This is a genomic window from Pseudomonas sp. EU05-FHT14B02, assembly GCF_058791055.1.
In genome coordinates this window covers 55051-69744 of the sequence record NZ_JBYTDD010000015.1, presented here as the reverse complement: position 1 = coordinate 69744, position 14694 = coordinate 55051, and the positions used below count along the sequence as shown (strand labels likewise).

The following is a 14694-nucleotide window of genomic DNA, read 5'->3' as shown; positions in this document are numbered from 1 at the left end:
CGGATTTTTCGTATATCCGGGCGTCACGAGCCTGCGTTAGTCTGACCGTTCATTGCTGTCTGCCGAGCTTTCCATGCCTGACCTGCTAGACCGCTACCCGCTGACGGCGGGCACCTATCACGAACTGTTCGACGACAGTGGCGCCGTGCGCCCGCACTGGCGCCGGCTGTTCGAACAGTTGCAACGCAGCACGCCGGCACAACTGGTGCAGCGTCAGGCCCTGCTGACCCGGCAGATTCAGGAAAACGGCGTTACCTATAACGTCTATGCCGACCCCAAGGGCGCGGACCGGCCGTGGGAGCTGGACCTGCTGCCCCATGTCATCGCGGCTGACGAGTGGCAACAGTTGTCGGCCGGCATCGCTCAGAGGGCGCGGTTGCTCAATGCCGTGCTGGCTGACCTTTACGGTCCGCAACGGCTGATCGCCGAAGGTCTGCTGCCCGCCGAGCTGGTGTTCGGTCACAACAACTTCCTTTGGCCCTGTCAGGGCATCAGTCCGCCTGACGGAGCCTTTCTGCATCTGTATGCCGTGGATCTGGCGCGCACACCCGATGGCCGTTGGTGGGTGACGGCGGATCGTACCCAGGCGCCTTCGGGAGCCGGGTATGCGCTGGAAAACCGCACGATTGTGTCCCGGGCCTTTCCCGAGCTGTACCGTGATCTGAAAGTGCAGCACCTGGCCGGGTTCTTCCGCACCTTGCAGGAAACCCTGGTCCGTCAGGCCCCGAGTGACGGAGACGCACCGTTGGTGGTGCTGCTGACACCGGGGCGTTTCAACGAAAGCTATTTTGAACATCTGTATCTGGCTCGTCAGCTCGGTTATCCGCTGGTGGAGGGCGGCGACCTGACCGTGCGCGATGCCACGGTTTACCTGAAGACCCTGAGTGGCCTGCGGCGGGTCCACGCGATCATGCGCCGGCTCGACGATGACTTCTGCGATCCGCTGGAGCTGCGAACCGACTCCGCCCTCGGCGTGCCTGGCCTGCTTGAGGCTGTGCGGCAGGGGCGGGTGCTGGTGGCCAACGCCCTCGGCAGCGGTGTGCTGGAATCGCCGGGTTTGTTGGGTTTTCTGCCGAAGATCAATCAATTCCTGTTTGGCGAAGAACTGATCCTGCCGTCCATCGCCACTTGGTGGTGCGGTGAAGCGCCGGTTCTGGCCCAGGCCCTGGAGAAACTTCCAGAGTTGCTGATCAAGCCGGCGTTTCCGTCCCAGAGCTTTGCACCGGTATTTGGCCGTGATCTGAGTGATAAACAGCGCAACGAGCTCGCAGAGCGCATGCAGGCACGTCCTTATGCCTATGTGGCGCAAGAACTTGCGCAATTGTCCCAGGCGCCGATCTGGCAAGCCGAAGACGGTCAACTGCAACCCCGTGCCATCGGCATGCGCGTGTATGCAGTGGCCAGCCGCGAGGGATATCGGGTGCTGCCCGGTGGCTTGACCCGGGTTGCCGCCCAAGCCGATGCCGAAGTGGTGTCGATGCAGCGCGGCGGCGCCAGTAAAGACACCTGGGTGTTGGGCGAGCGTGCGCCTAGCGGCGAACAATGGAAGGCCCAACGCAACATCGGTGTGCATGACCTGGTGCGGCGCGATCCATACTTGCCGTCGCGGGTGGTGGAAAACCTGTTCTGGTTTGGTCGTTACTGCGAGCGTTGCGACGACAGTGCCCGTTTGCTGCGCATCATGCTGGCGCGCTATGTCGACGGCGACGACCCGCAAGCCCTGCAGGCAGCGGTGGACCTCGGTGAGCGGCTGATGCTGCTGCCCGAAGAGGGCGAGTTGCCGGAGCGCCTGTTGACGGCGTTGCTCGGCGATGACTGGCCGTTCAGCCTGCGTTCCAACCTGCAACGCTTGCAGTGGGCTGCTTCGCAGGTGCGCGGCAAGCTCTCGCGGGAAAACTGGCAGGCGCTGGTGGAGTTGCAGCGCGAAGCCATGGAGTTGGAAACCGAAGAGCCGGATTTCGGTGAGTTGCTGGATTTTCTCAATCGTCTGGTGATGTCCCTGGCGGCGCTGTCCGGCTTTGCCCTGGACGACATGACCCGGGATGAAGGCTGGCGTTTCCTGATGATTGGTCGGCGAATCGAACGCCTGCAATTTCTCAGCGGCAGCCTAGCGGCGTTCCTGCGGGGCGTCGGGGCTTTCGATCAGGCCGGGCTGGAGTGGTTGCTGGAACTGGGCAACAGCAGCATCACTTACCGTTCTCGATACCTGGCGGTGGCGCAGCTGATCCCGGTGCTCGACCTGCTATTGCTCGACGAGCAGAACCCTCACGCCGTGTTGTTCCAATTGAAACTGGTGACCCGCACACTCAAACGCCTCAACGATGACTTTGGCGTGCCGCGTGAAGCAGCGCTGCCGCAATTGGTCGAGCGTCTGGCGCGATTCGATCTGGGCTGCCTGGAAAACCCACTGTTCGGCGACGCGAGTGTTCGCGCTGCCATCGAGGGGCTGGCCGCGCTGCTGCAAGAGATCGCTGACGCCAGCGGGCAAGTTTCCGATCGCCTGGCGCTGCGGCATTTCGCCCATGTCGACGATGTCAGCCAGCGCACGGTGTCTGTCTGATGAGCGCCCACTATCAGATTTTCCACGACACTCATTATCACTACGACAGCCCGGTGTCCCTGGCCCAGCAACTGGCGCATTTGTGGCCGCGGCCTTGTGCCTGGCAGCGCTGCACCGACCGGCAATTGCAGATCAGTCCGCAGCCGACCTCGCGACGCGATGAACTGGATGTATTCGGCAATCCGCTGACCCGGCTGGCGTTTGAACGTCCTCATGATGAGCTGCTGGTCAATGCCAGCCTCACGATCGAGGTACTTCCCCGGCCCGTGCTGGACTTCAATCTTTCACCCGCATGGGAAGACACCCGTAGCGCGCTGACTTACAGCAGTCAGCCACTGTCGCCCGAATTGCTTGAAGCCTGTCGTTACCGCTTCGAATCACCTTACGTGCATCTAAAGCGCAACTTCGTCGAGTTTTCCGAGAGCTGCTTCCCGACGGGGCGGCCGCTGTTGCTCGGCGTTCAGGCGTTGATGGAGAAAATCTTCAGCGAATTTACCTTCGACGCCGAAGCGACCCAAGTCGCGACGCCGCTGGTAGAAGTGTTGGAGCGTCGGCGCGGGGTCTGTCAGGACTTTGCCCACCTGATGCTCGCCTGCGTACGCTCCCGTGGATTGGCCGCGCGCTACATCAGCGGCTACCTGCTGACCCAACCGCCACCTGGCCAGCCACGACTGATCGGCGCCGACGCCTCCCATGCCTGGGTATCAGTGTTTTGCCCGGTGCTGGGGTGGGTGGATTTCGATCCGACCAACAATGTGCAACCGGCACTGGAGCACATCACCCTGGCCTGGGGCCGGGATTTTTCCGATGTGTCGCCGTTGCGGGGGGTGATTCTTGGGGGGGGGAACCACGACCCGGAAGTTCGGGTAACGGTGATGCCGCTGGATTAACAACAATCCACTGTAGGAGCGAGTTTGCTCGCGATGGACGTCAACGATGACGCGTCCTGTCTGGAAAAACGCGCTGTCTTCGATATCTTCGCGAGCAAGCTCGCTCCTACACGGGACACAGATCCGGTGGGCCGGATCAGATCAACCGGCCCGGAGGTTCTCAGGCGTCGGGCGCCGAGTCTTTCGGTGCATCAACATCGTCTTCTGCCGCCACTTCACCCTCAGGGTTCAGTGCCGCTTCTTCAGCTGTAGCTTTCTTGCGCTGAAGCTTTTCCTCTTTCTTCTGCTCCTTGGCCAAGTCTCTCTGACGTTTGGCGAAGGAATAATTAGGTTTAGCCATGGGCGATCCTCTGGGGTCGAAGGTGAGGTTGAGCGGCGCATATTCTGCCCTGTATCGGAGCCGAGCCGTTAGCTGGGTTTTTGCTCGGCCCATTTTGGCGCTATGGACGGTTGCCAGGCATCCAGAGCATCGAGCAGGGTTTGCGGCGATTCGCTCACTTGCAGCATGTCACGGTGCTGCTCGCGAACGAAGCCTTCGCCGACGATGTGATCAAGAAAAGACGTCAATTTGCTGTAGAAACCATTCACTTCCAGCAAACCCAGCGGTTTGCCGTGGTAGCCGAGTTGGCCCCAGGTCCAGACTTCGAACAGCTCTTCGAGGGTGCCAAGGCCGCCGGGCAGTGCGATAAAGGCATCGCTGAGCTCGGCCATCCGCGCCTTGCGCGCGTGCATGCCATCGACGACTTCCAGGCGTGTCAGGCCACTGTGGCCGATTTCCTTGTCCTTGAGGCTTTGCGGGATGATGCCGATCACTTCACCGCCGGCCGCCAGGGCCGCATCGGCGACGATGCCCATCAAGCCCACGGCGCCACCACCATACACCAGGGTCAGCTTGCGCTCGGCCAACGCCCGGCCAAGGGTCACGGCTGCTTCGCGGTAAGCCGGGTTGGTGCCGGTGCTGGCACCACAAAATACACAAACGGATGTTAAAGACATGCCTTGCTCCTTGGTCGATCAGGGTCACAGAGTAAAGGCAGGCGCACGGCACTCCAAGGGCTAGACTTGGTGTTCCGGGGTTTCGTACGTGCCGCTGGCGCCGCAGGCGTAGGCGGCCAGCAAACTGCACAACAAGCTGTTGATCGACATGACAGACATTCCATTTGAAGGGGGACGGCCTGATGATAGGCCCGGGCCAGACACTTGGCCGGTAGATATTTCGCATCGGTGCCATAGCGCGAAAGTTGTATACAATTTTTGATTCAAGTCATATGAACTTGCGAAGTTTTCAGGCAGTCTTCTGTTTATTCGCGATTTCCTTAACCCTGCCTTGGAGATTCACCATGTTTGCCAAACTTGTTGCGGTATCCCTGTTGACACTGGCCAGCAGCCAATTGATGGCTGCAGAGTGCAAAGTCACCGTCGACTCCACCGACCAGATGTCTTTCGACACGAAGGCCATTGAAATCGACAAGAGCTGCAAGACGTTTACCGTGGAACTCAAGCATTCCGGCAGCTTGCCGAAGAACGTCATGGGCCATAACCTGGTGATCAGCAAAGAGGCCGACATGCAGCCGATCGCCACCGACGGCCTGAGCGCTGGCATCGACAAGAACTACCTGAAGGAAGGCGATGCCCGCGTGATCGCCCACACCAAGATCATCGGCGCCAAGGAAACCGACTCGGTGACCTTCGATGTGTCCAAGCTCGACGCTGCTGAAAAATACGGTTTCTTCTGCTCGTTCCCGGGCCACATCTCGATGATGAAAGGAACTGTGACCCTGAAGTAAGTCTGACCACCGCGTTATCGTTCATCGCGGGCAAGCCACGCTCCCACAGGGACACCACCGTCCCTGTGGGAGCGTGGCTTGCCCGCGAAGGGGCCAGAAGCATCAACGCATGTTTTGGCCAAAGAAAAGCCCGCTGAGGATCACTCCCCAGCGGGCTTTCTCATTCACTCACGCCTCAAGGCGCAAACGGCATCACTCGCTTGTGATAGGTCTTGTTGTAGGTATCAACAATGATCTTGAACGCCTCTTCACGTACCGGGTTGCCGTGCAGGAACGCATCGATCTCGGCATAGGTCACGCCGTGTGACGCTTCGTCCGGTTTGCCGGGCGACAGATCCTCCAGATCGGCGGTCGGGACTTTCTCCACCAGCGACTCCGGCGCGCCGAAGCTGCGGGCGATGGCGCGGACCTGGTTTTTCACCAGACCACTCAGTGGCGCCAGGTCGCAGGCGCCGTCACCGAACTTGGTGAAGAAACCCAAGACATTCCACCCCCCGAAAAAGTGCCCAAACAATTGTAGATGCTAGCGTACAGCCTATCTTGTGTATTGTGCAAAAAGGAAAACTGCACAGCTGGAAAAAAGTGTAAGAGTTTTTCAATCCCTCCTCACCCGCTTACCACTCAGGCCATAGGCTCGAGGAATGGATGAGGCATAATGAACGACAATCGCGAGAGGTGGCTCTACCTGTTGTAGTTTCACGTTGGAGCCTGGCAAGGCAAAACGATCTGATGATGAGGCGGCGAGAGAGCCACATTTTGCGGTACCGCACAAAGGCATAGGAGGAACCATGGCGCAGAGTTTGAGGGTGGTAATGGCCCAGTTGAATATCCGTGTGGGGGATATTCAAGGCAATGTTGAAATGATCATCGAAGCGGCGAAGAAAGCTCGTGACGAACTCCATGCCCAGATCATCGTTTTCCCTGAACTTACTTTGTGCGGTTATCCGCCAGAGGATCTTCTGCTGCGCACTAGTATGCAGCGCCGAATTGAAAAGGCTCTAAATGAAGTTCGTGAAGCCGCACAGGGTATAGCTATAGTAGTTGGCTTCCCTTGGGTAGAGAGTGGTTCTGGTCACGAGGAACTACAAAGTAATCGCTACAACAGTTGCGCTATCTTTGCTGATGGACTGGAAGTCGGACGTTACAACAAGCAAAAACTCCCGAACTATCGCGTATTCGATGAGAAACGATACTTCGTGCCTGGTAAGGGGCCATGCATTGTTGAACTCTTCGGGGTGAAGATCGCTCTCGGTATTTGCGAGGATATCTGGTTCCCAGAACCCTTGAATGAAGCCTGTGCCGCAGGTGCGCAAATCATGCTCACTTTGAATGCCTCACCTTTCCATCGCGGCAAACAAGCGGAGCGCGAAGAGCTTCTTGCGCAGAGAGCAAATGAGTGCTCGATTCCGATGATTTATGTAAACCAAGTTGGCGGTCAAGACGAACTGGTCTTCGATGGCAACAGCTTCGTTGTTGATGGAAACGGAAAAGTTACTCAACGAGCCCCGGCCTTTGAAGAAGGGCTCTTCCATGCTGACTTTGCCATAAAAGAAAATTCCCTCGTACCAGTTGAGGCAGGGAAGGCTGAACTTCTGAGCTTAGAGGCGAGCGTTTACCAAGCATTGGTTATTGGTGTGCGTGATTACGTTCAGCGCAACGGCTTTAAGGGCGTTGTACTGGGTCTATCTGGCGGTATCGACTCGGCCTTAACGCTTGCCGTGGCGGTCGATGCCTTGGGAGCTGAAAACGTGGAAGCGGTAATGATGCCTTACCACTACACGGCCAAGATGAGCCAGGACGACGCGAAGGAAGAGGCCGAACTGCTTAACGTCAAGTACAGCGTGATGCCGATTCAGCCGATGGTTGAGGCTTTCCTAAGTACACTTACACCCGCTTTCGAAGGGCTGCCCAAAGACACCACCGAAGAAAACCTGCAGGCCCGTTGTCGTGGGGTAATTCTCATGGCTATCTCCAATAAAAAACGCTACTTGGTTTTAACCACTGGCAACAAAAGCGAAATGGCAGTCGGATATGCAACCCTCTATGGCGACATGGCGGGCGGCTTCGATGTTTTGAAAGATGTTCCTAAGACCTTGGTGTTCCGCTTGTGTGAATACCGTAACACCCTTGGGTATGTCATTCCTCAGCGAGTTATAGATCGACCGCCGTCAGCAGAACTTGCGCCGGATCAGAAGGATGAAGATTCGCTTCCTCCATATCCTGTCCTCGATGAAATCTTGCGATTGTACGTTGAACATGACTACTCAGCAGACGCCATTATTGATGCCGGTTTCGACAAAGAAGTGGTGCGCAAGGTAATTAGACTCGTTGATATTAACGAGTATAAGCGCCGCCAGGCTGCAGTTGGCCCGCGAGTAACTGAGCGAGGTTTTGGAAGGGATCGCCGTTACCCGATTACCTCGGGGTGGCGCATTGGCGATTAAATAGTCGATATAAGATAGCCAGCTCCAGCAATGGGGCTGGTACTAACAGGCCCAGCCTAAAATCGCATTCAACTATTCCCACTGTGCCAAATCTTATGCACCGTGGACACCGGCATACCCAATTTCACTGAAATCTCTTTTTGAGTCAGTCCATCAGCTTTAAAGCTTAGTACGGCTTTAATTTTGTCTGAAGCAATTGGTGGCTTGCCCGCTTTCGCAGCAACTAATTCTCCGTTATCAAACTTCGCTGGGACGTTTTCCAATACTCGCAAATCACGCAGCTTTTCAATTTCTGACTGAAGATAGGACATGTAGTCCTCAAGCGTCTCTTGTCGGTCGTAGCTGGAGGCGACAGCTAGCAAAGCTACAACATCAACGTCCAAGCGTTCGCTAATGCTTTCCAGCATCTTCAAGGTCACGTTGGACGTACCATGCTCTACGTTGTGCAGATGGCGAGCTTCCAATGCGCTTCCGAGCTGCTCTTGGGAGAGGCCGCGTGCGGCGCGAACGGTGCGGAGTACTGCTGCCAGAGTGTATCGCGATGGCATGAGGCGTCTTCCCGCAAAGGGAAGGATAAGGCCATATCGCAAAATTCACATCCATGAAATATAGTATGCGAATGTGAATCGATGATATGGTGTATCTATCCGTTCCAGCAGGTGGAAGGTGGTGTAGCAGGACAATCGCTGGCAGACGCAGAGTTGTCAATTTACATGCATTGTTGTCAGGGCTCGTCAGTACCGATTGAGCCCGTAAGAGATAGGCGGGAAGTAAGTCGTGTTGGTCACTAATCAGGCAAAACTTCAGGGACAGTTTCTTGCTCAGGACAGCCTTCGCTTGCTGTGGAAATCAGCAAGTCTCAATCCGGACAGTTACTACTTCGTAGTCGAAGGTTGCGGGCTGGTGGATGGTTCCTTTGGGCCTTGGGTACGTCTAGTGTCGAGCGTCGATGAAGTCGATTCCCTGTGTAGGGGAGGACAGGTCGACACGTTGAGCGTGAACAAGATTCAGCTGATGGCGCCGCCCGCCATGACGAAGCAGTCGGGATTTTCTATGCAGCCCTTGTCGGAGATCCGGATCAAGGAAGGTAGTGAAGCCAGTCCTGTCTACGAGTTTGTTACCAAAAGCGGGCAGATCTACTCAAGCGCTAGAGGGTGATGACTGGCGAGGCTGGCTGCAGTTACGAAAACTGCTCATTCAGCAATTCTGGAATGTGCTCAACACTGAACAACACGGCGACGCAATGAAGCTTCAAGTCTACTCAGATCTGCACCTCGAGTTCGCTCGGTTCGAGCCGGCCTCAAGCAATGCTGATGTGGTCATCCTGGCCGGCGACATTGATATCAAATCGCGTGGAGTCTCATGGGCGAACGACACATTCCACTGCCCGGTGATTTACGTCTGCGGAAATCATGAGTACTACGGCGGCCACACCGGGCGCACGCTTCGCAAAATGAAAGAGGCGGCAGCTCCTCATGTCCACGTCCTGGAAAACGAAGCTTTGATCCTGAACCAAACTAGGTTTTTGGCCACTACAGCTTGGACAGATTACTCCTCGACCGGAGATGTCGTTGCCGCGAAACGCGTCGCCTGGGAATGGATGAACGACTTCACCGTTATCAGAACAGATGAGAGTTACCGACGCCTTCGTCCCGATGATCTGATCGCTAAATCTAAAGCAGCTTATGCTTGGCTCACACAGGAACTGGGCAAACCATTTGATGGCAAAACCGTTGTAGTTACGCACCATGCGCCGGCATTGGATCACGTGGCTGATGATCTTCCCGCACACCTGATCGCAGCCTACGCCAACGATTGGCCGGAGCTTCTGGGCAAGGCGGATCTTTGGGTTTACGGACATACACACATTGCAGCGGATTTCTTAAGGTGTGGATGCCGAGTCGTTTCCAATGCTCGCGGATATCCAAATCAACAGACTGGTTTCGATCCGGATTTTTTGATCGAGCTTTGATATGCAGTCGTTCAGTCATGACACTCCGCGGACAGAGTTTCACTGCATGTAGGCGTCGGGCTCCACTATCGGTGTCAGCTGCACCTGAATCGAATTCGAGAAATTTACATGGTTACATTGGAAGAAATTTCCCAGCTCCTTTACGGCGCAGGGGAGGTGATGGCTGGCTGGCAGGGTACCCAGGATGAGCTGATTGCGTTGGCTGCAAAAGCGTTCCCAGGGAAACCATTTTGCGTAGTACGGCAATGGATTTTGATCGACCTTACGGTTAATTCGGGTGAGAAAGAAAGGCTCACCGGACTCGGTCTGCTTCCCGCAACGATGTATGCGCACGAAGTCGTTTTCGATAGTCGAAATCGATTTCAGCCCAGCATGTGGGTACGCAGCAACTTTGGCGTGTCTTTTAGCCAGGGTTGCATGTTTGAAACCAAAAGTACCGTGTATCTCCTCTGGGGGGCGGGCCTGAGAAAAGAGGCCTCCGTCGGTGCAGCTTTTTCGATGTCGGCCTGACGAGTGAAACGCGCCGGCAAATCATCTGGATTCGTTTTGGAGTATTTTCGGGATGTCTGAAATCATCGAAGTCGAATTTCATAGCAAAGAGTTGACCGACTTTCAGCTTTGCCGCCTCGGGCAAGCGAGCATCCGAAAGTATTCGGTGCCGGTCACTGCATTCGTCAGTGACGCCTTCATCGCAGATGACACATGCCTGGGCGTGTCCTTCGATCATGTTGGGCAAGGTGACGCTTTTCGCCCAGCAGATGGCGGCCTTCTTCGTACAGGAAAAATTCAGAGGGCATGGAAAGAGGGGCGTTACTGGCTTCTTGAATCTCAAACCGGCAACTACGTCCTCTGCAGCTTCCTGCGAGATTTTGGACGGCGCAGTTTTCGCGAATTGCTTCGCTCAGGTGAGCGTTGTTGAGGGGTTAAATCAGCAACGTTTCAGTGGCGCAACAGGACGCTGATACTGGTGCACCGGACACATCAGCTGTAAGCCATTTTCAATCTGTAGCTGCGTTTAATATCCGTAGTCAGCCAGCAATTTCTGTAGAAACTCACGTCGGCGCTGGACAACAGCCACACAGCCGAGAGATGAAACGCTCGATATTCGTTTAAGCCAGGCAATCCGACCCGCTCTAGCCGGTGAGAGATGAAAACCTTGATATTCCTCCGAGGCCCGGAGTTGCGTGCCTCAGCAACCCTGGAGTTGAGAGACAGAGCTCTCGATATTCGTATCCGCCAGCTTATTCGCCCGCGCCTTCAGATGGGAGATGAAACTCCTGATATTCGTCTCAGGCCCGCGTTGTCTGCCGCAAACGGCGATGGAGTGTCGAGAGATGAAACGCTCGATATTCGTATCGGTCAGCTGATTTATCCCGCTCCAGCCGGTGGGAGATGAAACTCCTGATATTCGTCTGATGCCCGCGTTTTAAGGCTCAAACGGGGATGGAGAGCCGAAAGATGAAACGCTCGATATTCGTATCGGCAAGCTATTCGGCTCGCGCCACCGGGTGAGAGATGAAGCACCGGATATTCATCTGAGGCTCGTTGTTGCAGGCCGAAAAACAACCAATTAGCGAGAGATAGACATCAGAAGCTCCGTACGTCGTCGCTGAACGCCAGGGGCTTCTACGTCTTCGTTATGGGCATTTACGGCTTCGCTGTTCTCTGTCAGCCATTGTTCGCGCTGTTTCGTCCTCAAGACCTCGGCTAAAGCCGGCCCCAATTGAGATTCTTCCTGAGTTTGCATGGTCTTGTCCTCTCAGCCGCGATACCCAGGCTTACCCTTATCTGTCGCGCTATTTCCTCGAGGGCGATGAACTGGTCATCTGGGCTGTGGTGACGTTCAGCGTGTGAGCGCGTATTCCGACCTGACCTGGCCAAGACACCTATCGCGGTGCTATCGAACAACGATCTGAGTAGGGCGTGATCGCCCGCAGTGCCTGGAGGGGATGGGTAGCAAGACAGCCTGGGATCTTTCCAAAACGAATCCCTGAACGTTGCGCAAGAAATTCAGTGTGGTGATCGAGAAGACAGCTCGTGAACTGGCGGGTAAGCCGAAAGCAAATGCACGCGCCAGATCATCACGTGGTAGTTGGGAGGAGCGAGAAAACATTATCGGAAGGGGAAGAGTCATCTATAGGAAGCCAACTTCCCTCTGGGCGATGGCAGCCAAATAGTAATGCCCACTACTTGAAATGGAAGGGTAGAATTCGCGTGCGCTCGGCGGGTGTCGACGCCGCTGGGTTTCCAGCGTCCTTTTCGTAAGAAACCTTTGAATGGTGAACTTATGACACTACTTTTCTTTAACGAGGTGATTAATGGCTACAGGCGACGACGATATTAAACAAACCGAGCAACTGGTTCAAAAGCTGCACTCTGGAGGTAAGCTGAGCGTAAAACTGCTCCCGGGCGGCTCAACTTCCTACAGGGCTCAGGATTCCGGGCATGAGAATGCGGAGTACTACGGATGCCCTCAAGAGCCTGAAGAACTGGGTAGGTTTAACGATCCCAAAAAAGAAATCGGGATCTGGTATGGGGCTGAACACCCTAGCGGAGCGCTGGCCGAGACGTTCGGAAGGCTTCGGCCCAAGGAGTCGAGAGGGCTGGGTATCGTAATCAACGCCACAGATCTCGAAACAAGGGATATGTGTGTAGTTGAGACGACCCGAGATTTGAAGCTGCTGAATCTGAGGCTATGTCTGTCCAAAATGAACCGGACGGTGGACGAAGTGACCGGCCCTGACTATACGCTTACGCAAGAAATTGTGGCAGCGGTGGCCAGGTTGCCAGGCAACCCTTTCGATGGTATCGCTTACGAGTCACGGCATCACCCGGACGGCCACAGTTGTTATGCACTGTGGACGGCACCAGGTGAGGCCACAACGGTTAAGACCGTTAAGATGACGAAGCTTTCGGAGTTCGAGTACAAAGGAGAACTTCCGGAAGGCTTTGAAGAAGACAGCATTGATGCAGAGGAAATCATGACCGAAATCCTCGGCTATAAGGTGCTTGGCTCTTAAGCTCCGCTACCCTTCACACAGCGCCCCACCTTTGGGTGCGCTGTTTTTTAAGCAGGAGTTGAGCTCATGAAAAGAGCAGCTTCACGCTTGATCGCACTCAACTGTTCCTCATTAGCTCCGCCTTTTAGTACTACATACGGTAACTCTACCTGCCCATCACCGAAGGCAATAGGGTTTAGGAAAAATGTACACTGAGCCTCAGCGCTGACATTTTTTTTCATTAGACCCAAAATTTCTTCGAGGTGAGGCAACTTCACGTCCCCCACAAATTGGAATGCAGGGTAGAGGTAATCGTTTCCTTCCTGGATCGCGATTAAAGTACCTTTCTTCACGTGGTTATTAATGGTTTGCCTCGTCGTACCCAAGGCGCTCGCTACAGCCTGACTTTTCAGTACACCGCCAAACTCTTTGAGTCGTTCGAAGAACTCAATCTTTGCGGCTACGCGTCGAGCTTGCTTTCGCGTCTCCCGAGTACTCAGGGCCCCGGCAATAGATCCGCTGGTTGCAAGCTTTTGGAGAAGCTCTGCATCAGTCAAGGATCCGAGATTTTCCTTGGTTTTTTCCTCAGACCACTGCTGGAACACATTGGTTAGGAGCTTCAGCACGCGCACCGATCCACCTGCTACATCTGGAACCTTTTCCAGGGTAGCGGCCAGGGTATCGACTATTGCATGAATTGATCTGTGCGAGTCCATAAAGCACCTCAGTGTTCTTGGTTGACGATTCACTATAACAATAACTGTAAAAAATCGTCAAACATATTGCTGGTCAGGCGACGGACGGAGCCGCGAGCGTCTGGGAAAACCACGCCCGAGTCGACGTAACCATACGTGGTTTGGGGGGGGATGACTGATCTTCTTGGAAGGGTAAGGATGGGGTTGAGATGCCGAACCTGATGAGGCTTGAGGGCAGCAACTGCATGGCTCCGCTGCCTCATGAGCTGCTGCGGGATACACATCCCGGGATGTCTGTCGCCGTGGCGATTTGTTCATCGGGATTTTCGACCTGGGAATGGCTTCAGCTATGCGCTATCTCATGGGCAAACCCGCTGGGGTAAGATCTTATTGGTGCTTTACGGGAGACTGCGACTCGCCAGTGCTTTGTCATCGTACGTCCCACGCTTCAGCTGGTACCATTCAGCGAAATGTAGGCATGCCCGTAAGAGGGGCCAGTAAATCTTCCTCGTCATCCTCTTCGCGATCCCGCTCGGGCAGCGTCAAGATTCCCAGGGTGTAGTTGTACCCATCACCTTCCACCACAAATGCGTGTTCTGTGATTTCCAGCCCTTCGGGCTCTTTCGGGAACCAAGCTCGCGCATCAACTCGCGCCTTATCTCCCGATGCTGAACGAAAAGAGCGTGTGAGCACCGATGCCGCAGGCACCTCGATGGGCTGCTTAGAGGTGGCTAAGTAGGCTCCGCTTTTGAATGCCCGATCATTCGAAGATGACCAATCGAGGAACCCATCCTTGGCGGCAAGTACGACTACCCGCCCAGGAGCAATCTCCCGCCACTTGAGGGCTGCAGCGGTGAGAGATACGTCATATCGATCCGCACAATGCCTGAGCAAATCTATGGAAAGCTCATGACCGGACACTTGGCTACGGAAGTCGTCAGCGGGCATGAGGAGATAGGAGGCGAATACGTCTGCCTCTGCTTCAATTTTCTTCCCAAGTGCATCCCAGGTGTGCATGTCCTTGGGGGCGCATTGGAAATCCTGCTGCAGATCGCGATGAAGTATGTAGTGAGCGAACTCATGAGCGATCGTGAAGTTTATCCGTCCCGATGAAGCCACATTTTCGTTGACCCCAATGATCCATTTGTCCCCCTTGGGGCTTTTTTTGAGCATGCCTTCAAAGCTAGGGATAGGTACCGGCTTGATAGCCGAAATAGGTGCTTCAGGGCACACAGCTTTCGAGTACTCGAGCGCAACCTCCCTAACCTTGATTGGAAACTGGTCGAATCCAGCAGTACGTAGAACCTTCGTGATTTTGTTTGCTTCATTCTTCGGGTTCTTTTGCAT

15 protein-coding genes and 1 pseudogene are annotated in these 14694 nt (G+C 55.2%); 9 read left to right on the top strand and 7 right to left on the bottom strand.

Features of this window, described 5'->3' with window-relative positions; all coding sequences use genetic code 11:
* Positions 1-73: 73 nt before the first annotated feature.
* Together AC3WTM_RS15490 and AC3WTM_RS15485 are read left to right on the top strand one after the other, a co-directional pair.
* On the top strand, positions 74-2560 hold the full coding sequence (locus AC3WTM_RS15490) for a circularly permuted type 2 ATP-grasp protein (RefSeq protein WP_102669264.1): 2487 nt from the start codon (positions 74-76) through the stop codon (positions 2558-2560).
* Entirely contained in the window at positions 2560-3450 is an 891-nt protein-coding gene (locus tag AC3WTM_RS15485) for a transglutaminase family protein (RefSeq protein ID WP_102669263.1), read from the top strand. The genes AC3WTM_RS15490 and AC3WTM_RS15485 overlap by 1 nt, the downstream gene beginning before the upstream one ends.
* Before the next feature lie 160 nt (positions 3451-3610).
* Here the strand turns inward: AC3WTM_RS15485 and AC3WTM_RS15480 are convergent, their stop codons facing one another.
* Together AC3WTM_RS15480 and AC3WTM_RS15475 are read right to left on the bottom strand one after the other, a co-directional pair.
* Entirely contained in the window at positions 3611-3790 is a 180-nt protein-coding gene (locus AC3WTM_RS15480; RefSeq protein WP_007973286.1) for a hypothetical protein, read from the bottom strand.
* A 68-nt stretch (positions 3791-3858) separates the two neighbouring features.
* Entirely contained in the window at positions 3859-4446 is a 588-nt protein-coding gene (locus AC3WTM_RS15475; RefSeq protein WP_102669262.1) for a cytokinin riboside 5'-monophosphate phosphoribohydrolase, read from the bottom strand.
* 344 nt (positions 4447-4790) lie between these two features.
* Here AC3WTM_RS15475 and azu point away from each other — a divergent pair, with 344 nt between their 5' ends.
* The gene (azu, locus tag AC3WTM_RS15470) at positions 4791-5237 is read left to right on the top strand and encodes an azurin (protein WP_102669261.1); all 447 of its coding nucleotides are present in this window, start codon (positions 4791-4793) and stop codon (positions 5235-5237) included.
* Between the two features lie 175 nt (positions 5238-5412).
* Here azu and nadE read toward each other — a convergent pair.
* Positions 5413-5721 (bottom strand): annotated as a pseudogene (gene nadE / locus AC3WTM_RS15465) (NAD(+) synthase); the annotation flags it as partial.
* Positions 5722-6025: 304 nt separating this feature from the next.
* Here nadE and AC3WTM_RS15460 point away from each other — a divergent pair.
* On the top strand, positions 6026-7681 hold the full coding sequence (locus AC3WTM_RS15460) for an NAD+ synthase (protein WP_042955392.1): 1656 nt from the start codon (positions 6026-6028) through the stop codon (positions 7679-7681).
* Between the two features lie 68 nt (positions 7682-7749).
* On the opposite strand, the gene AC3WTM_RS15455 is transcribed toward AC3WTM_RS15460, so the two are convergent.
* Positions 7750-8229 carry a helix-turn-helix domain-containing protein gene (locus AC3WTM_RS15455; protein ID WP_146023687.1) on the bottom strand — a complete coding sequence of 160 codons (480 nt, stop codon included), beginning with the start codon at positions 8227-8229 and terminating at the stop codon, positions 7750-7752.
* A 229-nt stretch (positions 8230-8458) separates the two neighbouring features.
* Here AC3WTM_RS15455 and AC3WTM_RS15450 point away from each other — a divergent pair, with 229 nt between their 5' ends.
* The 4 genes from AC3WTM_RS15450 (at position 8459) to AC3WTM_RS15435 (ending at position 10572) form a co-directional block, all read left to right on the top strand.
* A complete protein-coding gene (locus AC3WTM_RS15450) occupies positions 8459-8839 on the top strand; it encodes a hypothetical protein (protein WP_020797688.1) in 381 nt (126 codons plus the stop codon).
* Positions 8840-8924: 85 nt separating this feature from the next.
* Positions 8925-9653: a metallophosphoesterase gene (locus AC3WTM_RS15445; RefSeq protein ID WP_042955391.1), complete on the top strand. Its 729-nt coding sequence runs from the start codon at positions 8925-8927 to the stop codon at positions 9651-9653.
* A 108-nt stretch (positions 9654-9761) separates the two neighbouring features.
* On the top strand, positions 9762-10163 hold the full coding sequence (locus AC3WTM_RS15440; RefSeq protein WP_042955390.1) for a DUF6957 family protein: 402 nt from the start codon (positions 9762-9764) through the stop codon (positions 10161-10163).
* Positions 10164-10215: 52 nt separating this feature from the next.
* Positions 10216-10572 carry a hypothetical protein gene (locus AC3WTM_RS15435; RefSeq protein ID WP_020797686.1) on the top strand — a complete coding sequence of 119 codons (357 nt, stop codon included), beginning with the start codon at positions 10216-10218 and terminating at the stop codon, positions 10570-10572.
* 651 nt (positions 10573-11223) lie between these two features.
* Here the strand turns inward: AC3WTM_RS15435 and AC3WTM_RS15430 are convergent.
* Positions 11224-11400, bottom strand: a complete 177-nt coding sequence (locus AC3WTM_RS15430; RefSeq protein WP_256228289.1) for a type II toxin-antitoxin system CcdA family antitoxin — start codon at positions 11398-11400, stop codon at positions 11224-11226.
* 571 nt (positions 11401-11971) lie between these two features.
* Here AC3WTM_RS15430 and AC3WTM_RS15425 point away from each other — a divergent pair.
* On the top strand, positions 11972-12673 hold the full coding sequence (locus AC3WTM_RS15425) for an RES family NAD+ phosphorylase (protein WP_042955389.1): 702 nt from the start codon (positions 11972-11974) through the stop codon (positions 12671-12673).
* 47 nt (positions 12674-12720) lie between these two features.
* On the opposite strand, the gene AC3WTM_RS15420 is transcribed toward AC3WTM_RS15425, so the two are convergent.
* Both AC3WTM_RS15420 and AC3WTM_RS15415 read right to left on the bottom strand, forming a co-directional pair.
* Positions 12721-13368, bottom strand: a complete 648-nt coding sequence (locus AC3WTM_RS15420) for a hypothetical protein (RefSeq protein WP_020797684.1) — start codon at positions 13366-13368, stop codon at positions 12721-12723.
* A 441-nt stretch (positions 13369-13809) separates the two neighbouring features.
* Entirely contained in the window at positions 13810-14694 is an 885-nt protein-coding gene (locus tag AC3WTM_RS15415) for an ImmA/IrrE family metallo-endopeptidase (RefSeq protein ID WP_052024688.1), read from the bottom strand.